Source organism: Paractinoplanes lichenicola, assembly GCF_016785085.1.
GTDB classification, from domain to species: domain Bacteria; phylum Actinomycetota; class Actinomycetes; order Mycobacteriales; family Micromonosporaceae; genus Actinoplanes; species Actinoplanes lichenicola.
On record NZ_JAENHO010000018.1, the window covers coordinates 38760 to 60455 of the forward strand.

Genomic DNA, 21696 nt, shown 5'->3' on the forward strand with positions numbered 1-21696 from the left:
CCACGGTGGAGGTTATGGCGTTTTTCGGTCGGCTGGCTGCGAGTTTTCGAGGTCGGGGCCCGATCGTTGAGCCGTGTTCAACTCCATGCGTAAGTGGTGGCCGCTCGTAACGGTCTGCCTCGGCACTTTCATGCTGCTCGTCGACGTGACCATCGTGAACGTGGCCCTGCCCCGGATGGCCGGCGACCTGTACGCCTCGTTCGACTCGCTGCAGTGGGTTGTGGACGGCTACGCGCTGTCGCTCGGCGTGCTGCTGCTCGGCGCCGGCTCGCTGGCCGACCGGATCGGGCACCGGCGCCTGTACGCGGCCGGGCTCGTCGTCTTCGCGCTGAGCTCGCTGGCCTGCGGGCTGGCGAGCGACGACACCCTGCTGATCGCCGCCCGGGTGGTGCAGGGCATCGGCGGGGCGGCCCTCTTCACGACCACGTTCGCGCTGCTCAACTCCTCCTACCAGGGCCGCTCGCGCGGGGTGGCGTACGGGATCTGGGGTGGGGTCTCGGGCGCCGCGGCCGCGATCGGGCCCGTGCTCGGCGGCGTGCTCACCGACGCCCTCAGCTGGCGCTGGATCTTCCTGGTCAACCTGCCCATCAGCGTGGCTGCCCTTGTGCTCACGCTGACTGTTCTCCGGCCGTCTCCCGTCTTCCGCGGCGGCCGGTTCGACATCGCCGGCTTCCTGACCTTCACCGTCGCCGCCACGGCCCTGACGCTCGCGGTGATCAGATCAATTCCTTCCCTGTACGTCGTCAGCGCCGTCGCCCTGGCCCTGTTCGTGCTGATCGAACGCCGCTCGCCGGCCCCGATGATCGACCTCGCGCTGCTGCGCAACCGCACCTTCACCGGGGTGCTGATCGCGGCGTTGCTGGTCAACTTCGCGGCCTTTGCGATGCTCACCTACACGTCGATCTGGTTGCAGTCGCTGCTCGGATTGACCCCGCTGCAGGCCGGCCTGACCGCGCTGCCGATGGGCGTGCTCTCACTGATCGTCTCGGGGGTGGCCGGCGCCCGCCTGCACGGCCGCTCACCCCGAGTGCTGATCGGCGTGGGCATGCTGCTGATCTTTGCGGGCGGCCTGCTTGCGGTCTGGCTGGTCGGCCCGTCATCAAGCTGGCCCGCGCTGCTGCCCGGGTTCGCGATCATCGGCCTCGGCGTGGGGCTGGTCATGCCCAACCTGGCCGAGTCGGCGATGGCAGCCGTGCCGGCAGATCGGGGTGGCATGGCCGCGGGGACGCTTAACACCGCACGGCAGTTGGGCTTCGCCATCGGGGTCGCCGTGGTGGGGTCGGCGTTCGCCTCGCGCGCCACGTCGTTCCTGTCCTCGGCGGGCGTCCGCGACTCCTCCGACGTGGCCCACGGGCTGGCCTCGGGCCAGGTGTTCGGCTCCATCCCCGAGCCGCTGCTCCGCGGAGCCGCCGCGACCGGCCTCGACGTCGGCTTCGCCGTGGCCGCCGGTGTGGCCCTGCTCGCCGCCCTGGCCGTGTTCCTGTTGGTCAGGCCCGCGCCTAAGCCCGAAGCTGTGTTGGTCTGATGGGTCGGCTCTTATTCGCCGTCTGATGTGCCGCGCAGCGCCTCGAGAAAGTCGTCAACCATGCTCGCGGGCACGATGCTCCTGACGGCGGCGATGAACGCTTCGTCGGCAATGTGTTCTCGTACCTTGACGATGCCAACGAGGGCATTGCCAGGCCATAACCCGGTGTCCTCGTGCCAGTAGATCGCGGAGCTGAGCATTGCGGTGAGCGCCTCCTCATGGCGATCCTGCACATGGCAAAGCACGCCGAGCTGGTGATAGACGGTGGCGATATTCGACCGGTCGTTGAAGCTCAGGAAGATGTCGAGAGCTTGTCGGTAGTGGCGTTCGGCTTCGTTGACCCGTTGTCGCTCCTGGGCCGTCGAGCCGAGTTGGTAGTAGGTGATGGCGGCGCTGTGCCGGTCCTCGAGATCTAAGTAGATGTCGAGGGCTTGTCGGTAGTGGCGTTCTGCTTCGCCGAACCGGCGTCGGGTCCGCGTCACCACACCGAGTTGATGATGTGCGGTGGCCTGACCCTTGCGGTCATCGGTGTTCTCGCGGATGGTCAGTTCCACCCGGTAATAGTGTTCGGCGTCGTCGAGGCGGTGTTGGTCCAGAGCCGTACGGCCGGCGAAGCCGTTCAAGAAGGCGCTTTCGAGTTGGCTGTGTCCACCTCCGTCCGCCCGATGCCGGTTCAATACATCGGCCAGAAGCTGGGCGAAAGCGGCTAATTGATTGCGGCGTCGAAGGTAAACGGCGATTGCCGCGACGAGAACCTCGATGTACTGGCCCGTATCGGTGCCGTGCTCGATCGCGGTAATGAGATTGGCGTACATGGCCTGGGCGAGCGCCTGCCCCACGGCACGACTTCGAGGATCGAGCCCGGTGAGCAGGTCGTGGATTGCTTTGGCCAGGCCGAGGTGCAGCCGATAATGCGCATGGCGGGCCGCTGCCGTCAGGTCGGGTTGATTGTTGAGCCGGGTCCGGAGGAAGTACGGCAGGATCGGCACCACCTCCGCGAGTGGGAGGAACTGATGGGGCGTGGCCAGGCCGACCCGGGCGGTCTCGTTGATCGCCGCCGCGAGGTCGATGGTGCCGAGAGCCCGAACCGAATCGATTGCCTCCAATTCCTCTTGATATGCGGAGAGGACCGGACCAGTGGGGATGGTGGCGGTGAAGGGGGCCAGCAACAACATCGACTGTTGCACCGTGGGATCGAGGTTGCCGTGGCTGTATTCGATGGCGCGCCTGATGATCCCGACCGGGTCGGCGGCGACATCTCCCTGCTGTAGCTGCGCCAGGATCTCGGCCGGCGTCGTGGTGCCGAGCGCCGGCAGCACTACAGTCATCGGCAACGGATAACCGCCGAGCAACTTGACGAGCTCCCGCAGCGCATCGCGATGGCCGGGGTCGCTGCGATAGTGGCTGCCCCCATGCTCGTGCAGGATCCGCTCGACCAACTGGGACGCAGCCTGCGGGTCCAACCCCGGCAGGTCGTACGAGTTGCCCGCGACCAGCCAGCCCTCGTCCTGCCGCGAACCGATCAGCACCAGGCTGCGGCCCCCGCGCAGCCGCCGCAGCAGCTCCACCAGCCGATCCCGCTGCGGCGAGTCGAGAGCGTGCGGGATGGCCGCCGGGCTGGCCGTGATCGACTCGGCGTTGTCCAGCACGAGCAGAAAGCGGCGGGCCCGTAGCAGCCCGGCGATCCGTTCCAGCCGGGCCGACTCGCTGAAGGAGTCGAGCACCGTCTGCTCGACCGCGGTCAGCAGCTTCTTGGCGATCTCCCGCACGATCTGGTCAGCCGTCCACGCCCGATCCTCGTACGAGAACGCGAACACCCGCTCGACCAACCCGGTGCGGTGCCACCACCAGCCCAGATGCGCCAGCAACGTGGACTTGCCGGCCCCGGCCATGCCCCGTACGAGCAGCTCGTTGCCGGCCATCAGCAGCCGGCGTTCGATGGCCTGCACATCCAGGTCACGGCCGACAAACCCGTACCGGGGTGAAGGCTCCGGACCGACCTCGGCCTCCCGCTCGTAGAACTCGGCCTCCTCGGCCGGGGTGCGCGCCCGCAGCCGAAGGTCGAACGGCCGCTGGCTGAAGACCACCGGCAGCACCCAGTCCTCCAGGTCGATGACCTGGTCGAAGTAGCCGCGCCGCCCCCGCTTCTCGAACAGCGCCCGCCGCGCGGCATGAGCCGCCTCGATCGGCCTCGACCCCGCGGCGAATTTCCCGTAGAGCACCGGCATCGCCGCCGCGGCCGCGGAGACTGTCACCGAGTACGCCATCCCCACCGCCAACGGCACACCGGCCTGCGCCAGCTGCTGCGCCAGGCCGGCCTCGGTGGCCGACTGGGTCGCCGACTGGCAGGCGTTGAGCACCGCGACCGGGACCCGATGCTCGGCCAGCAGCTCCGCCACCTGCTTAGCCGGCACGGGCTGGGCCACTCCGTCCGTAGCGGTCTCGAAGAACAGCACCCCCTGCTGCCCCTCGAACGCCGGCACCTCGGCCGGATCGAACGTCAACCGCCCGCCCCGACGGCCCTCTTCCAGGGTTTTGTGGGCACCGAACAGGCCGTGCACGTCGAAATGCACCACCTGGAACCAGCCGGTGCCGACCGTCTCCGACTTCGCCTGCAGCGCATCCCGCAGCGCCGCCCACGTGCCCGGCCGCACGAACTCCACCGTCACCGGCACGTCGGCCTGCCGCAGCGCCTCCAGCAGCGGCCGCGACACCGTCCGGTAGCCCACGTCCTTAGGCCCGTCGGGCCGGGCCGTGACCACCAGAATGTTCACCGCTGCCCGATCGGCCGGCAGGTCGAACCGCGTCCCCTGCCCGGTCACCCGGCGGGTCAGCGGCAACCGCACCGCCAGCGGGGTCGCGTACTCCGGGTCGCGCAGCGTCTCCCAGTGCAACCGGTGCAGCCCGGCCGAGCCGACCACCTCGATCCGGCAACCGTCGAACCCGGACTCCCGCAGCTTCCGGTAGCTGTGCCGCGCCTCCTCGTCGGCGAAGAGCTGCCCGAACAACGCGCGGCCGTAGTCGGCCACCGCCAGCGCCGCCGCGTCCCGGCGGTCCCAGTCGAGGAACGGGTAGCGCAGGTGCTCCTCGAAATACCAGACCAGTTCTTGTTCCTGGGCCGCGTCGAACGGGCCGGCCACCACCGCGGTGTGCTCGGCGTCGCCGACCCGTACGTCGACCGAGAAGGAGCCGTCGGCGCCCGCCGACCGTTCCCGGACCGCGATCACCGTCATGATCGGACCGCGACGAGCAACCGACCCACAACGCCTCCTCAGTGACTGCCGATCAACCACCAAACCACCGGGCCGCCGAGTCACGGAAGCGACGTCACTCCATCAATACCGAACGAACATCCATCCGTCCGCGCCGATCATCCACCCGATTCCGGGGTCGTCCCGGCCTTACTCGGGTGCCGCGTCGTGGCCGCTGTTGGCGAGGGTGTCGTACGGGAACGGCAGCGGATCAATCACGGTCACCGCGTTCAGCCGGTCCACCAGCGCGGCGTCCAGGTCCCAGTCGGCAGCGCCCAAATTGGACTCCAGCTGTTCCACGTTTCGCGCCCCGATGATCGGCGCTGTCACTGCCGGCCGCTGCAGCAGCCAGTTCAGCGCCACCTGAGCCGGTTCCCGCCCGATCTCCTTGGCCACCGCCGTCAGCTCGTCCAGCACCCGCCAGGTGCGGTCGTTGTCGTAGACGCCCCAGCGTTCGCCCCAGTTCTGAGCCTCGGCCATGCCGATCCGGCTGTTCGCCGGGGCCGAGCCGCCCCGCGTGTAGCGCCCGGTCAGCCACCCGCCGCGCAGCGGGCTCCACGGCAGCACGCCCAGCCCGGCGTCGGCCGCCAGCGGGCCCTGCTCCCATTCGAACTCGCGGTCGAGCAGGTTGTAGCGGGGCTGGATGGCGGCGAACGGTTCCCAGCCGCGTTTGTCGGCGACGCCGAGCGCCTTCTGGATCTGCCAGGCGGCCCAGTTGCTGACGGCCAGGTAGCGCACCTTGCCGCTGGTCACCAGCAGGTCGAGGGTGCGGACGACCTCGTCGACGGAGGCGGCCGGGTCCCAGCCGTGCACGTGGTAGAGGTCGATGTGGTCGGTGCCGAGCCGGCGCAGGCTGCCCTCGGCCGCGGCCAGCATGTGTTTGCGGCCGAGCCCGGCGCGGTTGCCGCCGGGACCCCAGCGCACCTTGGTCGAGATCACCCAGTCGTCACGGTCGTGTTGTTTGAGCCAGCGGCCGACGATTTCCTCGCTGCGCCCCGCCCCGTAGGCGTCGGCAGTGTCGAGGAACATGCCGCCGGCTTCGGCGAACCGGTCCATCAGGCGGATGCTGGTCTGTTCGTCGGCCTCCCGCCCGAAGGTCATCGCCCCGAGGCAGAGCTCGCTGACGGCCAGGGAGGTGCGGCCCAGAAATCGATAGCGCATGGTGGCGACCCTACGATCGGATCGGTCTGCGCCTACGATCCATTTCCATGCCGGTTTCCCGTACCAATCTGGCCTGGGAGACGCTACTCGAGCTGCCCGCGCGAGGTCCCCGGCACGTCGCCCTGGCCTCGGCTCTGCGCTCGGCGATCCGGTCGGGGCGGGTGCCGGCCGGGGCCGCGTTGCCGCCGAGCCGGCTGCTGGCGCCGGCGCTGGGCTGCTCGCGGTGGGTCGTCACGCAGGCGTACGCCCAGCTGGCGACGGAGGGCTACGTCGAGGGCCGGACGGGTTCGGCCACGCGGGTGCGGTATCAGGGCAGCCAGCCACCAACGGTCCCGATGACTCCGGACAAGAAGCCGCTCGACCTGGCCCCCGGCCTGCCTGACCTTCGATTCTTCCCCCGCCGCCAGTGGGCCGACGCGTTGTCCGCAGCAGCCGCCACCGCCGACCTCGGCTATCCACCCCCGGACGGCCTGCCGGAACTGAGAACGGTCCTCGCCGAATACCTGAACCGCTCGCGGGGAGCCGCCGCCGACCCGTCCTCCGTCGTGATCTGCAACGGCATCCGCGACGCGGTCGGCCGGCTCTGCCGGGGCCTGTTCGCCGCCGGTCATCGAGCGATCGCCGTCGAGGATCCGGGTTGGGGCGCCCTGCGCGCGGTCGCCGCCGACGCGGGCCTGCGGCCCTGGCCGGTCCCGGTCGACAGTGACGGCTTGCGGGTGGCCGAGCTTCCTTCCCCCGTACGGGCGGTGCTCCTCTCCCCGGCCCACCAGTTCCCGACCGGGGCCGTCCTGTCCCCGGCCCGCCGGGCGGCCCTGATCGACTGGGCGCGGTCGGTCGACGGGGTGATCGTCGAGGACGAGTACGACAGCGAGTTCCGCTACGACCGCAAGCCGGTAGGGTGCCTGCAGGGCCTCGACCCGTCGCGGGTGGTGCTGGTCGGCTCGGCCCACAAGACGCTGGCCCCGGCGGTCGGGGTCGGCTGGGCGGTGGCGCCACCGCAATGGCGTACGGCGTTGGCCACCGGCGCCCCGGCGTCGCCGATCGACCAGGCGGCGTTCGCCGGGTTCGTCGCCGCGGGCCGGTACGATCGGCATCTGCATCGCGCCCGTCAGCGTTACCGCGCCCGCCGTGACCTGCTGATCGCCTCGCTCCGGGAAAGCCTGCCCGGCTGCACCACCCAGGGTGTCGCGGCCGGTCTGCACGTGGTCTGCTCGTGGCCCGGGCTCGACGAGGGCGCGCTGGCGGCGGCCGCGCGGTCGGCCGGCGTCGCCGTGATGACGCTGGCCGACTACCGGGTCGCGCCGGGGCCGCCGGGGCTGGTGCTCGGCTACGGCAACATCGGCGACGCGGCCGTTCCGCGGGCGGTCAGTGTTCTCGCACGCGGCCATCGCGAATCAGGAAGTGGGCCTGCTTGACGCGGGCCAGCAGCGGCACCGTCTCGACTGATTGCACGCCCGGGATGGCCGCCACCTTCGTCGTCAGGTAGTGGTAGAGCGCGGCCGCGTCGCGGCACATGGCTGAGGCCATCAGGTTGGTCTTGCCGGTGACGGCGGCGGCGTAGGCCAGTTCGGTGTGGTCGGCCAGCTGGGCGCCCACGTCGGCGAGGTGGGCCGGGGCGACGGTGAACCACAGGGTGGCCACGGTGTGGATGCCGACCGCCGTGTTCGCCACGTCCAGGTCGAAATAGACGGCGCCGGCCGTGGTCAGCGTCGCTACCCGCTGCGCGACCTGGCGTTGCGTCCAGCCGGTGGCCGCGGCCAGCGAGGCCCAGCTGGCCCGGCCGTCGCGCACCAGCGCCTCGAGCAGCGGGGTGTCGGCCTCCTCAACCCGTACGGACTGGTCGTGGTGGATCTCGGGGACGCCCTCGAGCAGAGCCGTCCGCTGGCCGGCGTCGAGCTCGTGGCCGGGCGCCAGCCAGTCGGACTCGCCGCGGCCCACGAAGCGGTGCAGCAGCTGGTGGGCGCTGAAGGTGAGCACGCTCGACGCCCGGGGCAGCTGGTGCAGCAGGCCGGCCCGCTGGTCGTCGACGAGGGCCTGGCAGGTGATCTCGGCCCCGCCCGCGCCGATGCTGACCCAGGACGTGTCGTCGCGGCGGGCCAGCGCGTCGGCCAGGGCCTGCGCGGTGCCGGGGCGGCAGCCGATCCGCAGCGTCCAATACGACTTGCCGGGCTGACGGGTCGGGTTGGCCCGGGCCAGCACCCGCACCACGCCCGCCGAGCGCAGCCGCTGATAGCGCCGCGCGACGGTCTGCTCCGAGACGCCGATCACGGCGGCGACGCGGGCGAACGGCGCCCGGGGGAACAGCTGCAACGCGTGCAGGATCTGTTGATCGATCCGGTCGGGCGCCACCAGGGGATTCTACGGGTCCGGGCCGAGGTGACCTTGTCCCCTCGGCGAGGGATGGGAACACGCCGGATGACCGTCTTAGGGTCGTTCAACCGATTTGCCACGCTGGATCGAGGAGCCGCCGATGTCCACGTTCCGCGCGACCAGCAACACGCCGCCCAAGGCCCGCGACCCGTTCCCGGCGGGCCCGCCCAGGAGCGAGATCCCGGACGGCCCGACCGAGAAGCTGGGTGAGGGGCCGCCGGTCAAGCGCCGCAACTGGGGGTTGTTCCTGGCCACCGCGCTGGCCCTGTTCGCGCTGAACGTGGCCGGGGTGGCGATCTTCGTGGCCTGGCGGGCCTCCTACCTGGCCCGGGCGGCGCTGCAGCAGCAACCGGTCGCGGCAACCGCCGCCGCGCCGGCCGGGGACTTCGACGTCTCGTACGCCCAGGAGCCGCTGCGCGTGCAGGTGGGCTGCTCGGCCGTGCTCTTCCTCGACCTCGACGAGCCCCGGTCCAACGCCGGCGAGAAGGTCAGCGACCTGCGTTACGACAGCCGCTGCGGTGATCAGCTGCCCAGCCTGACCCTGGGCTCCGGGGCGGCGGGCGGCAGCCAGGTCAGGAGCAACGACACGGACGCGGCGGGGTGCGCGCGGGCGATCCGCACCAGCCCCATCGGGCCGGGGGCGAGCGTTCCCGTACGCAAGGGGGCCGTGCTCTGCGTGCTCACGGCGGCCAGCCCGGCCCGGATGGTGCTGGTCGAGATCACCGACGTCGGCAGGACCGGAACCGCTGGTATGCGGGCGACCTCCTGGAAAGTAGCGGCCTGACGGCGGTCGCGTCGGGCGCCCCTGACAGAATGTGCAGGCGCCCCGTGACAGCTGTGAGGAGACCTTCCCGTGATCCGTACCCATGAAGCCGGCACTCTTCGCGCGAGCGACGCCGGCACGACGGTGACGCTCGCCGGGTGGGTGGCCCGCCGGCGCGACCACGGCGGGGTCATCTTCGTCGACCTGCGGGACGCCTCGGGCGTGGTGCAGGTGGTCTTCCGCGAGGAGGACGCGCACGCGCTGCGCAACGAGTTCTGCGTGCTCGTGGTGGGCGAGGTCAACGCGCGGCCCGAGGGCAACGCCAACCCCGAGCTGGCCACCGGCGAGATCGAGGTCGTGGCGTCGCAGCTGACGGTGCTCTCCGAGGCCGCGCCGCTGCCCCTGCCGGTCGACGACGCGATCACCGCCTCCGACGACCTGCGCCTGAAGTATCGCTACCTCGACCTGCGGCGCTCCGGCCCGGCCAAGGCGCTGCGCCTGCGGTCGCGGGCCAACCAGATCGCCCGCGAGGTGCTGCACGCCCGCGACTTCAACGAGATCGAGACGCCGACCCTCACGAGGTCGACTCCCGAGGGCGCGCGTGACTTCCTGGTCCCCGTACGGCTTCAGCCCGGCACCTGGTACGCCCTGCCCCAGTCGCCCCAGCTGTTCAAGCAGCTGCTGATGGTGGCGGGCATGGAGCGGTATTACCAGATCGCCCGCTGCTACCGCGACGAGGACTTCCGGGCCGACCGGCAGCCCGAGTTCACCCAGCTCGACATCGAGATGTCGTTCGTCACGCAGGACGACATCATCGCCCTCGGCGAGGAGATCGTCTCCCGGCTGTGGAGCGAGCTCGCCGACTATCAGGTGCAGCTGCCGATCCCGCGGATCACGTGGACCGACGCGATGAACCGCTACGGCTCCGACAAGCCCGACCTGCGCTACGGCGTCGAACTGGTCGAGCTCACGCAGTTCTTGACCGGCACGGAATTCCGGGTGTTCGCCGGCGCCATCGCCGCTGGAGGGTATGTCGGCGCGGTCGTCATGCCGGGTGGCGCGTCGCAGACCCGCAAAGAACTCGACGGGTGGCAGGACTGGGCCAAGGCGCGGGGGGCCCGGGGCCTTGCTTATGTCGTGCTGGACGCGGAGACCGGCGAGGCCCGCGGGCCTGTCGCGAAAAATCTGTCGTCTGAGCATTTGTCTGGATTGGCCGATCAGGTCGGTGCCAAGCCGGGTGACGCGATCTTCTTCGCCGCCGCCAACGAGCGCCGCGAGGCCCAGGAGCTGCTCGGCGCGGCCCGCATCGAGATCGCCAAGCGGTCCGGCCTGATCGACGAGTCGGCCTGGGCGTTCTGCTGGGTCGTCGACGCCCCGATGTTCGAGAAGACCGACGAGGGCGGCTGGACGGCCGTCCACCACCCCTTCACCTCGCCCAACAACGAGTGGGTGGACCGCTTCGAGGAGGCGCCCGACCAGGCGCTGGCCTACGCGTACGACATCGTCGTCAACGGCAACGAGATCGGCGGCGGCAGCGTCCGTATCCACCGTGGCGACGTGCAGAGCCGGGTCTTCGACCTGCTCGGCATCTCGCCCGAGGAGGCGCAGGACAAGTTCGGCTTCCTGCTCGAGGCCTTCAAGTACGGCCCGCCGCCGCACGCCGGCATCGCGCTCGGCTGGGACCGCACCTGCATGCTGCTCTCCGGCAACGACTCGATCCGCGAGGTCATCGCGTTCCCCAAGACGCGCGGCGGCTACGACCCGCTGACCACGGCGCCCACCCCGATCACCACGCAGCAGCGGCTCGAGGCGGGCATCGACGCCAAGCCCAAGCCGGCGGCCGGCACCCCCGGCACCGACGGCCAGGCTGTTCCTGTGGAGCGCTCAAACTGATTTGATCAGAGCATGAGCGAGCTTGCGAGCGAATCATCAGGCACAGTGCCCGGCTCAGGCCTCCGCCGTAGCGAAGCGGAGGCGGCGGCATGAGCACACTCATCGTCGGCGCGTCCGGTTTCCTCGGCTCCGAAGTGGCCCGTCAGGCGATGGCCACCGACCAGGCGGTGGTGGGGACAGCCACCACCGTCGCGGGTGGGTGGGTGCCGGTCGACATCACCGATCGCAAGGCGGTGCGGGCGCTCATCTCCGCCGTACGGCCCAAGCTTGTGATCAACAGCACGCGGGGCGGCTGGCGGGTCGAGGCGGACGGGGCGGCCACTGTGGCCGCCGAGGCGGTGGCGGTCGGGGCCCGGCTCGTGCACGTCTCCACCGACGCCCTGCACGCGGGCCGACCGACGCCGTACACCGAAAGCGACGAGCCAACCCCCGTTTCCCTGTACGGCGCGGCCAAGGCGGCGGCCGAGACGGCGGTGGCCGCGATCGACCCGTCCGCGGTCATCGTGCGCACGTCCCTGATCTACGGCGGCGACACCAGCGGGCACGAGTCGTTCGTGCTCGGCCTGCTCAACGGGCACCGCGGACTGCTGTTCAGCGACGAGATCCGCTGCCCGGTCCACGTCGCCGACCTGGCCGCGGCGCTGCTCGAACTGGCCGACTCGCGGTTCGCGGGCATCATCAACGTGGCCGGCCCCGAGGCGATCTCGCGGGCCGACTTCGGCCGGCTGGTCGCCCGCGCCCGGGGCCTCGACGCTGACGCGCTCCCGGTCGGGCTCAGCGCCGAGGGTGGGCTCGGTCCGCGCCCGCTCGACGTGCGGCTCGACATCTCGCTGGCCCGCTCGGTGCTGCGGACCTCGCTCCGGCCGGTGTCGTCCATCGTGTAGCCCGGCCCGATCCCGCCGGTCGTGTGAGACTGACCGGGTGGAGCCGAAGATTGTCGAGCTGGCATTACAGCCGTACGTGGGCCGTCGCGAGACCATCACGATGACCCAGTTCGCGCGGGTCGCCGATCACCTGCCGACGATGTTCGCCCGGCTCGGCGAGCGCGGGGTGCCCGTGGCCGGCGCCCCCTTCTTCCGCTATCGCGTGATCGACATGTCCGCCGACCTGGTCGTCGAGGCCGGCATCCCGATCACCGCCCCGGTCGAGGTCGGGCCGCCGATGTTCGTCGAGTCGCTGCCCGCGGGCCGGTACGCGACGGTCAGCCACATCGGCCACCCCGACGAGCTGATGCAGGTCACCGCCCGCCTGCTCGACTGGGCCCGCGAGCAGGACCTGCGGTTCGACATGCACCCCACCCCGACCGGCGAGGTGTGGGGCTGCCGCCTCGAGGTGCTGATGAGCAACCCGGCCGAGGAACCCGACATGCACAAATGGCGTACCGACCTGTTTTTCAAGCTCGCGGACTGAGTTTGGTTTCGATGGCCTTCGGGGTATCTGCCGTGACAAGGCTCTCACCCCCCTCGGAGGACATAAATGCTTGCCATCGCCGCCGCCGTCGTCTTCGGGGTCTGGCTCCTGCTGGACCTGCTCGACACCAACCTCGGCGCCCCCGACCTCTTCAACTTCCCCACCATGGCCTCGCTCGGCCTCCTGCTGCTCGCGCTCTACCTCGCGGGTGTCGGCAGCGGACCGCGCGCCGGCAGCGGCTCCTCGGGCCGCCGCTTCTACGGCCGTCGCCCCGGCCGCGGCTGACCTCCGCAGACCACCCCCTCGAGCCACCAGCGCCCCGCATGGCACGGCTCGAAACCGGCCCGTCGACCATTGTCGGCGGGCCGGTACTGTTTTTGCCGATGACTGAACCCGCTGAAGGCCTCTTCTCCGTGGCGCAGCCCGGGGTCCCGCAGGCCCCGGCACCGGCCGCCGGCTTCACCACCCCCGCCGCCGACTCGCCGCTGCCGGTGCGGATGCGGCCCGCCACCCTCGACGAGCTGGTCGGCCAGGAACACCTGCTCGCCCCCGGCGCCCCGCTGCGGCAGCTGGTCACCGGGTCCAGCCCCATGTCGGTGATCCTGTGGGGCCCGCCCGGCACCGGCAAGACCACCATCGCCCACCTCGTCGCGGGCGCCACCAACCGCAAGTTCGTGGCCATGAGCGCGCTCTCGGCCGGCGTCAAGGACGTGCGCGCGGTGATCGACACGGCCCGCCGCGAGCGCCGCTACGGCGGGCCGCCCACGGTGCTGTTCATCGACGAGGTGCACCGCTTCAGCAAGACCCAGCAAGACTCGCTGCTGGCCGCGGTCGAGGACCGTACGGTCACCCTGCTCGCCGCGACGACCGAGAACCCGTACTTCTCGGTCATCTCGCCCCTGCTGTCCCGCTGCGTGCTGCTCACCCTGCAGGCGCTCGACGACGACAACGTCCGCGGCCTGCTGCGCCGGGCGGTGACCGATGAGCGCGGGCTGGGCGGCGAGGTCACCCTCTCCGCCGAGGCCGAGGAGCATCTCGTACGGCTGGCCTCCGGCGACGTGCGCAAGGCGCTGACCGCCCTCGAGGCCGCCGCCGGCTCGGCCGTGGCCCAGGGCGTCAAGGAGATCGACCTCGCGACCGCGGAGAAGGCGGTCGACGTGGCCGCCGTGCGCTACGACCGGGACGGCGACGCGCACTACGACGTGACCAGCGCGTTCATCAAGAGCATGCGCGGCAGCGACCCCGACGCGGCCCTGCACTGGCTGGCCCGCATGCTCGTGGCCGGCGAGGACCCGCGGTTCATCGCCCGGCGCATCGTCATCTTCGCCAGCGAGGACATCGGCATGGCCGACCCGCAGGCGCTGCTCGTGGCCACCGCCGCGGCCTCGGCCGTCCAGTTGATCGGGCTGCCCGAGGCGGGGCTCAACCTGGCCCAGGCCGTGATCCACATGGCCACCGCCCCCAAGAGCAACAGCGCCACCACCGCGATCGGGGCGGCCATGGCCGACGTGCGGGCCGGGCGCGGGGGAGCGGTGCCGTCCGCACTACGTGACGCGCACTACCCCGGCGCGCGCGGATTAGGGCACGGCCGAGGTTATCGCTATCCGCACGACGACCCTCGCGGGGTGGTAACTCAGCAGTATCTGCCCGACGATCTGGCGGACGCGGAGTATTACCAACCGACCGACCACGGCGCCGAACGGGCGATCGGCGAACGGGTCCCCCGGCTGCGGCGCATCGTGCGTGGTCGCGCGGCTACACCGCGTACGGGGGACGCTTCGGTGGCCGGGACCAGCCGGGCGGCGGGTGGTGCGACCTTGACCCCTGCTGCCAACATCACACCGGAAAAGACCGAGATCCCCGTCGGCGCTGATCCGGAGCCGGGCGAGTCCGCATCGACGGCCGCCACTGACTCCGGGGGCGACTCCGATGGGAGCGTGTCCACAGATGGGACTGGTAGTCTCGCCCGTCCGCCCGCGGCAACCGAGCGGGACGGGACGACGCCAGACGAAAGCGGCCCAGCCGCCGGAGAGGAACAGCCGTGACCCCGCGCGGTGCCGATCGGCCCGACGACGACGCTGACCTGCGCAACGAGCAGGCCGGCGGGCGCAAGGGGCGCCGCTTCGGCCGCGGGCGACAGGAGCCGATCGAGGACGAGCCGGTCGCCCAGGAGGAGACGGGCTGGCTCGACGACCTGCGCACGGCCAAGCAGCAGCGCTCCGCGATCGGCCCCGGCACCCTCGCCGGCGAGACCCGCTACAGCAAGTCGGGCCGGGTCGCCCCCGGCCCCGACGACAAGCCGGACGACGACCTGGCCGCCCCGGGCTGGCAGTCCGGCAGCGGCGAGTTCCCGGTCGACAACGGCCGGCCCGGCCAGCGGTCGGGGGCCATCCCGCCGCAGGCGCCGGCGCCCGGCCCTGGTCCGGGGCAGACCTCGGGTGCGCGGCCGGCGCCCGCATCTCCGGGCCGCGCGGGAGTGCCGCCGCAGGGTGTCGCGCCGGGCGGACAGCAATACGGCACCCCGGCGCAGGACGGTCCGGGCTATGGCAACCCGGCTCCCGGCGGGCAGCAGTACGGCCGCGCGGCGGCACCCGGGCGACGCGATGTCGAACCTCGCACGCCCGACGCGGGCTCAATGGTTCCGCTCTCGGGCAACGCGCCCGAGGTTCCCCCCGTACGCCCGGTGTCTCCGGCCTCACGCCCGGTTTCTCCCGGTGGGCCCACTCGCGGCCGCGACCGCTTCCGCCCCGACGGCGCTCCGTCGGGCCGTCCGGTATCCGGCGCCGGTTACGGCGAGGCCGGCTCTTCACGGCCCGTCTCGGGCTCACCGGACGGTTACGGCGGGGCCGGGCGGCCGGTCTCGGGTGCGCCGGACGGTGTGGGCTTCGGTGGGCGCGGATCGGCGCCGGGGCAGTACGGCGGGGCTGGACGGCCGGTTTCCGGTGCGCCCGGGCAGGCCGGATCCGGGGCCTATCCAGGGGCCGACGGGCCGGGGCAGAGCACCGGCCGGCACGGTCGCGGTGCGGACGAGGCGCCGGGCGAGCGCACCGGACGGCACGGCGGCGGCGCCGAGCCGGGGGAGCGCAGCCGACGGACCGGGCGGGGCAACGTGCCTGCTCAGGGGCCTCGACCGGGCGCACCCGAACCAGGCAGCAGCAGCCAGAACATCCCGCGCCACGGCGGTCCCGCTCAGGGTGTCCCCCAGGGCGGCGGACTCCACGGCGGTCCGCCAGGGGGCGGGGCACAGGGCCCTGGTTCCCGCGGACCGCAGGGTTACGGTCCCCAGGACGGGCCGCAAGGTCCCGGGCCTCAGGGCGGGGCGCATGGTCCCGGGCCTCAGGGTCCCGGGCCTCAGGGTCCCGGGCCTCAGGGTGCCGGCCCCGGAGTGCAAGGTCCTGGTTCCCACGGTCCGGGTTCGCAGGAGCCTGGGCCGCAGGGCGGTCCCGGGGCGCCGGGGCGTGGCGGAGCGCCGGGGCAGCCGGGAGCTCCCGGGCCGGGCGGGCCTCAGGGGCGTGCCCAGGGCAACAATCCGCAGCAGGGCGGGCGTGGGCCGGGCATGTCCGGGCACACGGGCAGCTTCCCCGCGGCCAATCCGGGCACCGGGCCGGTGCGGGCCGCGGCCGTCGTGCCGCCGGTGGTGCCGGGGCGCGAGGGTGTGCGGGCCCCCGCCGTTCCGGGGCGGGCCGGTGCCATGGCCGGGCAGACGTCCGGAGTGGTTCCGCGTCCTGGTGACGCTTCCGGGCGGATTCCGGCCCGTGGCGGACAGCAGCCGGGGCCTGGTCAGCCGGGCCCAGGTGCACAAGGGCCGGGCGCGCAGGGCCCAGGACAGCCGCAGGGCCGGGGCCGGGCCGTTCCCCCCGGTCAAGTTTCGTCGCCGGCTGGACCGGTGTCGCCGGGCCAGCCCTCGCAGAACGTCTACGGCCGTATGCCGGCCGGGCCGGTCTCACCCGGGCAGAACGTCTACGGGCCGCCGTCGCAGGGACAGGCCCCGGGCGAGTACGGCCAGCCGCAGGGGCAGGCCCCGGGTGAATACGGTCAGCCACCGCGAGGCCAGACCCCAGGTGATTACGGTCAGGCGCCGCGGAGCCAGGCTCCGGGTGAGTTCGGCCAGCTTTCGCGGGCGCAGAATGTGCCGCCCCCGCCGCGGGGCGACGCCGATCAGGTGCCGGGGGAGTACGGGCAGCTCTCGCAGGCTCAGGCCGTCCCCGGGCAGCCGCAGCTCGAGCCGGGTCAGTCGACGGGCGCCGTGCGCGGCGGCCGCAACCCGAACGCCCCAGGTGCCCCCGGCCGCAACCCGAACGGCCCCGGCGGCCGCAACCCCAACGCTCTGGGTGCCCCCGGCCGCAATCCGAACGCTCCCGGAGGCCCCGCGCGGGGAGCCGCAGGCGCCGCCGTCGTGGGCGGGATCGCGGGAGCCGCCGTGGCCAGTGGTGCCGCTTCCGTCGGCGCCGCCCCGGTGCGTGGCGCACGCGGCCCGGCCCTGGACGATGCCAGCAGCGGCGTGGCCCCCGTCCGGGGCGGGCACAGGTCCGCCAGCCTGGACGACGCCGACAACGGTCGCGGCGGTCGCGGCCGGTTCGGCGTGGACGACAGCGGCGATGTGCGTGGCGCACGGGGCCGGTTCGGCGTGGACGAGGCCGACAGCGGCGACGTGCATGGTGGGCGTGGCCGGGCCCGGGTGGATCAGGCCGGCGTGGACGACGCCGACAGCGGCGACGTGCATGGTGGGCGTGGCCGGGCCCGGGTCGATCAGGCCGGCGGCGACGACGCGGACAGCGGCGCGCACGGTGCGGCCTCGCTGCGTGGTGCCCGCGGGGCGGCGAGCCTGGCCGACGCCGACGGCGGCGCCCATGGTTCGGCGTCGGTTCGGGGCCCGGAGGGCGCGCTCGGCGCTGCCCCGGTGCGACCTGCGCGTGGGGCCGCCGTTCCGCCCGAGGCCCCGAAGGGCAGCGCGAGCGTGCGTGGCGCCGCCGGTGTGGCCGCGGGAGCAGCCAAGGCCCGGGCCGCCGCGCCCGGCCGGGTGGTCGTCGAGACCGGTGGCGGGCCGTTGCCCGGCGCGTCCCCGGTGGTCGGGGCCAAGGCGGCCGCCGCGCTGCCGCCCGGCGAAGTCGACGAGCCGGCGGCCGCGGGCGGTCTCAACGGCATTCGGGAGCAGCTCAAGTCGCAGCGGCGGCTGCGCGTCGTGACGCTGGTGTCCCTCGCGGTGGTCGTCCTGATGGTGCTGCCCGTGTTCTTCGGGCTGCGCGCGGCCGGCAACGACCCCGTCTTCGGCTCGCTCGACTCGCTGAACGTGCCCTCGTGGGCCGAGCAGAAGGTCGACGACCAGCAGTTCGGCAGCCAGTGGTGCTTCGAGGAGTGCACGTTCCGCGAGCGCACCGCCGACTCGCAGCGGCCGTTCAAGGAGACCACCGCGGCCTACACGTCGGCCCTGACCGCGGCCGGGTGGCAGCCCTGGAAGGTCGCCGACTGCCCGGAGCAGGCCGTCAACCCGGCTGAGAGCACGTACACCTGCTTCAAGCGGGACGAGTTCACACTGGATCTGCAGGTGAGCCCGCCGGACTGCCAGGTCGACCAGGTGACCGCGAACGACCCGGCCGTCGCGGGCTCGGTGGCCCCGACCCCGCCGGCTCCGGGCTCGTGCAACGGCTCGAACGTCAGCATCAAGGTGCAGACCGCGATCGCCGACACCCGGGGCAAGGTGGATCCCGAGAAGAGCCCGTTCACCGGGGAGACGCCGGAGCCGGTCATCTCCGATCTCGATCCTCTCTTGGAGCCGACACCCACAGCGTCGTGACGCGGGCTGTGGTCACGGACGGTAGGGTCTGCACGTTGACCCGCCCACCCGTGACTTTTTGAGGGAGACGCGCCTGATGGACGCCGGAGAAATTGCAGGCCTGATCGCGGCGGGCGCCTTTCTGATGCTCGTCATCGTGCTCGCCGTTCCGCTGCTCAAGCTGGGGCGCACGGTCGACGCCGCGACCAGGGCCATCAACGACGTGACCGACCGCACCGGCCCGCTGCTGACCGATGTCAACGAGACCGTCCGTGGCGTGAACGTCGCGCTCGGTCAGGTGCAGGTCTCTTTGGACGGTGTGAACGTGCAGCTCGGCAAGGTCGACACGATCACCGAGCACGCCGCCCACGTCACCGCCAACGTGGCCAACCTGTCCACCGTCGTGGCCGCCGCCGCGGCCAACCCGCTGGTCAAGGTGGCCTCGTTCGGGTACGGCTTGCGCAAGACCGTCCAGGCTCGCCGCAACGCCGACGAGGCTCGCGAGGTACGCGAGACCATGAAGCAGCGCCGCAAGGCAGCCCGCCGCTAATCGAAAAGAAGGGAACCAACCCGCCATGAAGCGGCTGCTCTGGCTGGGCGTCGGCCTCGCCGTCGGCGCCATCGTCGTTCGCAAGCTCACTCAGAAGGCGAACGAGTTCACCCCTACCGGCATCGCCACCTCGCTGTCGCAATCCGCTGGCGGCCTGGTCGAGTCGGTGCGTAGCTTCGTGGAGGACGTGCGCGTCAACGCGGCCGAACGCGAGGAACAGATCAACAAGGCGTTCGCCGAGGGTGAGCTGTACGTCTCCGAGGACGAGGACGGCCAGGACGGCCAGGAGGGGAAGCGATGAAGACGGCGGAGATCAAGCGGCGCTATCTGGCGCATTTCGAGGCCAACGGGCACACGGTCGTGCCGAGTGCCCCGCTGCCCGCTATCGACGACCCCAACCTGCTGTTCATCAACGCCGGCATGGTGCAATTCGTGCCCTACTTCCTGGGCCAGCGCACCCCGCCCTTCCCGCGCGCGGTCAGCGTGCAGAAGTGCATCCGCACGCCCGACATCGACGAGGTCGGCAAGACGTCGCGGCACGGCACGTTCTTCCAGATGAACGGCAACTTCTCGTTCGGCGACTACTTCAAAGAGGGCGCGATCAAGCTCGCCTGGGAGCTGTCGACCAACCCGGTCGAGCAGGGCGGCTTCGGCCTCGACCCGGAGCGCATCTGGCCGACCGTCTATCTCGACGACGACGAGGCGTACGGGTATTGGAAGGCGATCGGGGTCCCCGAGTCGCGGATCGTGCGCCGCGGCAAGAAGGACAACTACTGGTCGATGGGCATCCCGGGCCCGGCCGGCCCGTGCTCCGAGCTGTTCTACGACCGGGGCCCCGAGTACGGCAAGGACGGCGGCCCCGAGGTCGACGAGGACCGGTTCATGGAGTTCTGGAACCTGGTCTTCATGCAGTACGAGATCACCGACGTGAAGTCGAAGTCGGAGTTCACGGTCGTCGGTGACCTGCCCAAGCAGAACATCGACACCGGCATGGGCCTCGAGCGCGTCGCGTCGATCCTGCAGGGCGTCGACAACCTGTACGAGATCGACGAGGTCAACCCGATCCTGGCCCGCGCGGCCGAGATGACCGGCAAGCAGTACGGCGCGAAGTCGGGTCACGTCGCGGGCGAGTCCCACCCCGACGACGTACGGCTGCGGGTGATCGCCGACCACGTGCGCACCGCGCTGATGCTGATCGGCGACGGCGTCACGCCCAGCAACGAGGGCCGGGGTTACGTGCTGCGCCGGATCATGCGCCGCGCGATCCGGGCCATCCGCCTGCTCGGCTGGCAGGCGCCGGCGCTGCCCGAGCTGCTGCCGGTGGCGCGCGACTGCATGGCCCCGTCGTATCCCGAGCTGGCCGAGGAGTTCGGCCGGATCTCCACGTACGCGTATGCCGAGGAGGACGCGTTCCTGTCCACGCTGCGGGCGGGCACGACGATCCTCGACACGGCGATCAGCGACACGCGGGCCAAGGGTGGCAAGGCGCTCAGCGGCGACCAGGCGTTCCAGCTGCACGACACGTACGGCTTCCCGATCGACCTGACCCTGGAGATCGCGCAGGAGCAGGGCCTCGAGGTCGACCAGGACGGTTTCCGGCGGCTGATGGCCGACCAGCGGGCCCGCGCGAAGGCGGACGCGGCCGCGCGCAAGACGGGTCACGCCGACCTCAGTGCGTACCGGAACGCTTTGGATCTGGGCGGCCCGGTCGAGTTCACCGGTTATCAGGAGGTCACGCGCGAGTCGCGGGTGCGGGCGCTGATCGGTGGCGGCGGCGCGGTCGAGGTGGCCGGCGAGGGTGACTTCGTCGAGCTGGTGCTCGACACCACGCCGTTCTACGCCGAGGGCGGTGGCCAGCAGGCCGACACCGGCGTGATCAAGGTCGGCGGCGGCCAGCTCGAGATCGTCGACGTGCAGCAGCCGCTGCCGGGCCTGATCGTGCACAAGGCGCGGGTGATCCGCGGCGAGGTGCGTACGGGTGAGGCGGCCGAGGCCGAGATCGACGTGACCCGGCGCAAGGCGATCTCGCGGTCGCACACCGCGACCCACCTGATCCACCAGACGATGCGCGCGTTCCTCGGCGAGTCGGCGACCCAGGCCGGCTCGCTCAACGCGCCGGGCCGGCTGCGCTTCGACTTCAACACGCCGGGGGCCGTCTCGCCCGCGGTGCTGCACGACGTCGAGCAGCAGGTCAACGAGGTGCTGCTGCGCGACCTGGAAGTTCACGCGTTCGTCACCTCCCAGTCCGAGGCGCGCCGGTTGGGCGCGATGGCGCTGTTCGGAGAGAAGTACGGCGACGAGGTCCGAGTGGTTGAAGTCGGCGACTACGCGCGTGAGCTTTGTGGTGGCACGCACGTGGCGCGGTCGGGTCAGCTGGGCCTGGTGAAGATCCTCAACGAGTCGTCGATCGGCTCCGGCGTGCGCCGGGTCGAGGCGCTCGTCGGCATCGACGCGTTCGGCTTCCTGGCCAAGGAGCACCTGCTCGTGGCGCGGCTGGCCGAGATGTTCCGGGTGCCGGGCGACCAGGTCGCCGAGCGGGTCGAGCAGACGGTGACCGCGCTGCGCGACGCCGAGAAGGAGCTCGAGAAGATGCGCGCGCAGATGGTGCTGGGCGGCGCGGGCACGCTCGCGGCCCAGGCCAAGGATCTGCGCGGGGTGGCCTTCGTCGGCACCGAGGCTCCCGAGGGCGCGGCCGGCAACGACGTGCGTACGCTGGCCCAGGAGATCCGCGGCAAGATCGATGCGGTGCGGCCCGCGGTCGTCGCGGTGGCGGCCCGGTCCAACGGCAAGGCGTCGCTGATCGTCGCGATCAACGGCGCGGCCAAGGATCGCGGGCTCGCCGCGGCCGATCTGGTCAAGGGCGCGCTGTCCGGCCGGGGTGGCGGCAACGCCGACCTGGCCCAGGGTGGTGGCGTGCCGGCCGACCAGGTGCCGGTACTTTTGGCGGCGGTCGAGAAGGCAGTAGGAGACGCCGCTGCATAGCTGAGACTACGGAGGGTG

General features: G+C 71.8%; 15 protein-coding genes. 12 read left to right on the top strand and 3 right to left on the bottom strand.

The features are described from left to right. The first annotated feature begins 73 nt into the window (after positions 1–73). A complete protein-coding gene (locus tag JKJ07_RS43850; RefSeq protein WP_307834750.1) occupies positions 74–1525 on the top strand; it encodes an MFS transporter in 1452 nt (483 codons plus the stop codon). A gap of 11 nt (positions 1526–1536) precedes the next feature. On the opposite strand, the gene JKJ07_RS43855 is transcribed toward JKJ07_RS43850, so the two are convergent. Together JKJ07_RS43855 and JKJ07_RS43860 are read right to left on the bottom strand one after the other, a co-directional pair. Beyond that, positions 1537–4758: a tetratricopeptide repeat protein gene (locus tag JKJ07_RS43855; protein ID WP_202997970.1), complete on the bottom strand. Its 3222-nt coding sequence runs from the start codon at positions 4756–4758 to the stop codon at positions 1537–1539. Between the two features lie 168 nt (positions 4759–4926). After that, on the bottom strand, positions 4927–5937 hold the full coding sequence (locus JKJ07_RS43860; protein ID WP_202997971.1) for an aldo/keto reductase: 1011 nt from the start codon (positions 5935–5937) through the stop codon (positions 4927–4929). Between the two features lie 47 nt (positions 5938–5984). Here JKJ07_RS43860 and pdxR point away from each other — a divergent pair, with 47 nt between their 5' ends. Continuing rightward, positions 5985–7352, top strand: coding sequence for a MocR-like pyridoxine biosynthesis transcription factor PdxR (pdxR, locus tag JKJ07_RS43865; protein ID WP_202997972.1), 1368 nt, complete (start codon positions 5985–5987; stop codon positions 7350–7352). Here pdxR and JKJ07_RS43870 read toward each other — a convergent pair. Next, the gene (locus tag JKJ07_RS43870; protein ID WP_307834751.1) at positions 7303–8286 is read right to left on the bottom strand and encodes an Lrp/AsnC family transcriptional regulator; all 984 of its coding nucleotides are present in this window, start codon (positions 8284–8286) and stop codon (positions 7303–7305) included. The two genes, pdxR and JKJ07_RS43870, sit on opposite strands and share 50 nt — an antisense overlap. 121 nt (positions 8287–8407) lie before the next feature. Here JKJ07_RS43870 and JKJ07_RS43875 point away from each other — a divergent pair, with 121 nt between their 5' ends. From JKJ07_RS43875 to alaS, 10 genes are all read left to right on the top strand, one after another. Then, on the top strand, positions 8408–9091 hold the full coding sequence (locus tag JKJ07_RS43875; RefSeq protein WP_202997973.1) for a hypothetical protein: 684 nt from the start codon (positions 8408–8410) through the stop codon (positions 9089–9091). Between the two features lie 69 nt (positions 9092–9160). Then, the gene (gene aspS / locus JKJ07_RS43880; RefSeq protein WP_202997974.1) at positions 9161–10963 is read left to right on the top strand and encodes an aspartate--tRNA ligase; all 1803 of its coding nucleotides are present in this window, start codon (positions 9161–9163) and stop codon (positions 10961–10963) included. Between the two features lie 89 nt (positions 10964–11052). Then, a complete protein-coding gene (locus JKJ07_RS43885) occupies positions 11053–11847 on the top strand; it encodes an SDR family oxidoreductase (protein WP_202997975.1) in 795 nt (264 codons plus the stop codon). Between the two features lie 37 nt (positions 11848–11884). Further along, positions 11885–12373 carry a GyrI-like domain-containing protein gene (locus JKJ07_RS43890; RefSeq protein ID WP_202997976.1) on the top strand — a complete coding sequence of 163 codons (489 nt, stop codon included), beginning with the start codon at positions 11885–11887 and terminating at the stop codon, positions 12371–12373. A gap of 66 nt (positions 12374–12439) precedes the next feature. Next, on the top strand, positions 12440–12658 hold the full coding sequence (locus tag JKJ07_RS43895) for a hypothetical protein (protein WP_202997977.1): 219 nt from the start codon (positions 12440–12442) through the stop codon (positions 12656–12658). Positions 12659–12756: 98 nt separating this feature from the next. Next, on the top strand, positions 12757–14418 hold the full coding sequence (locus JKJ07_RS43900) for a replication-associated recombination protein A (RefSeq protein ID WP_202997978.1): 1662 nt from the start codon (positions 12757–12759) through the stop codon (positions 14416–14418). Between the two features lie 2084 nt (positions 14419–16502). Next, on the top strand, positions 16503–18167 hold the full coding sequence (locus JKJ07_RS43905) for a hypothetical protein (RefSeq protein ID WP_202997979.1): 1665 nt from the start codon (positions 16503–16505) through the stop codon (positions 18165–18167). A gap of 76 nt (positions 18168–18243) precedes the next feature. After that, a complete protein-coding gene (locus tag JKJ07_RS43910) occupies positions 18244–18696 on the top strand; it encodes a DUF948 domain-containing protein (protein WP_202997980.1) in 453 nt (150 codons plus the stop codon). A gap of 25 nt (positions 18697–18721) precedes the next feature. Then, the gene (locus JKJ07_RS43915) at positions 18722–18997 is read left to right on the top strand and encodes a hypothetical protein (RefSeq protein ID WP_202997981.1); all 276 of its coding nucleotides are present in this window, start codon (positions 18722–18724) and stop codon (positions 18995–18997) included. Then, positions 18994–21678 carry an alanine--tRNA ligase gene (gene alaS / locus JKJ07_RS43920; protein WP_202997982.1) on the top strand — a complete coding sequence of 895 codons (2685 nt, stop codon included), beginning with the start codon at positions 18994–18996 and terminating at the stop codon, positions 21676–21678. Before JKJ07_RS43915 ends, alaS begins: the two co-directional genes overlap by 4 nt. The last annotated feature ends 18 nt before the right edge of the window (positions 21679–21696 follow it).

Bases quoted from the DNA above. Each gene is read 5' to 3' on its own strand.
- JKJ07_RS43895 (WP_202997977.1), top strand. From the start codon at position 12,440: ATGCTTGCCATCGCCGCCGCCGTCGTCTTCGGGGTCTGGCTCCTGCTG.
- JKJ07_RS43910 (WP_202997980.1), top strand. From the start codon at position 18,244: ATGGACGCCGGAGAAATTGCAGGCCTGATCGCGGCGGGCGCCTTTCTG.
- JKJ07_RS43855 (WP_202997970.1), bottom strand. From the start codon at position 4,758: ATGACGGTGATCGCGGTCCGGGAACGGTCGGCGGGCGCCGACGGCTCC.
- JKJ07_RS43860 (WP_202997971.1), bottom strand. From the start codon at position 5,937: ATGCGCTATCGATTTCTGGGCCGCACCTCCCTGGCCGTCAGCGAGCTC.
- JKJ07_RS43885 (WP_202997975.1), top strand. From the start codon at position 11,053: ATGAGCACACTCATCGTCGGCGCGTCCGGTTTCCTCGGCTCCGAAGTG.
- JKJ07_RS43915 (WP_202997981.1), top strand. From the start codon at position 18,722: ATGAAGCGGCTGCTCTGGCTGGGCGTCGGCCTCGCCGTCGGCGCCATC.
- alaS (WP_202997982.1), top strand. From the start codon at position 18,994: ATGAAGACGGCGGAGATCAAGCGGCGCTATCTGGCGCATTTCGAGGCC.
- pdxR (WP_202997972.1), top strand. From the start codon at position 5,985: ATGCCGGTTTCCCGTACCAATCTGGCCTGGGAGACGCTACTCGAGCTG.
- JKJ07_RS43875 (WP_202997973.1), top strand. From the start codon at position 8,408: ATGTCCACGTTCCGCGCGACCAGCAACACGCCGCCCAAGGCCCGCGAC.
- JKJ07_RS43900 (WP_202997978.1), top strand. From the start codon at position 12,757: ATGACTGAACCCGCTGAAGGCCTCTTCTCCGTGGCGCAGCCCGGGGTC.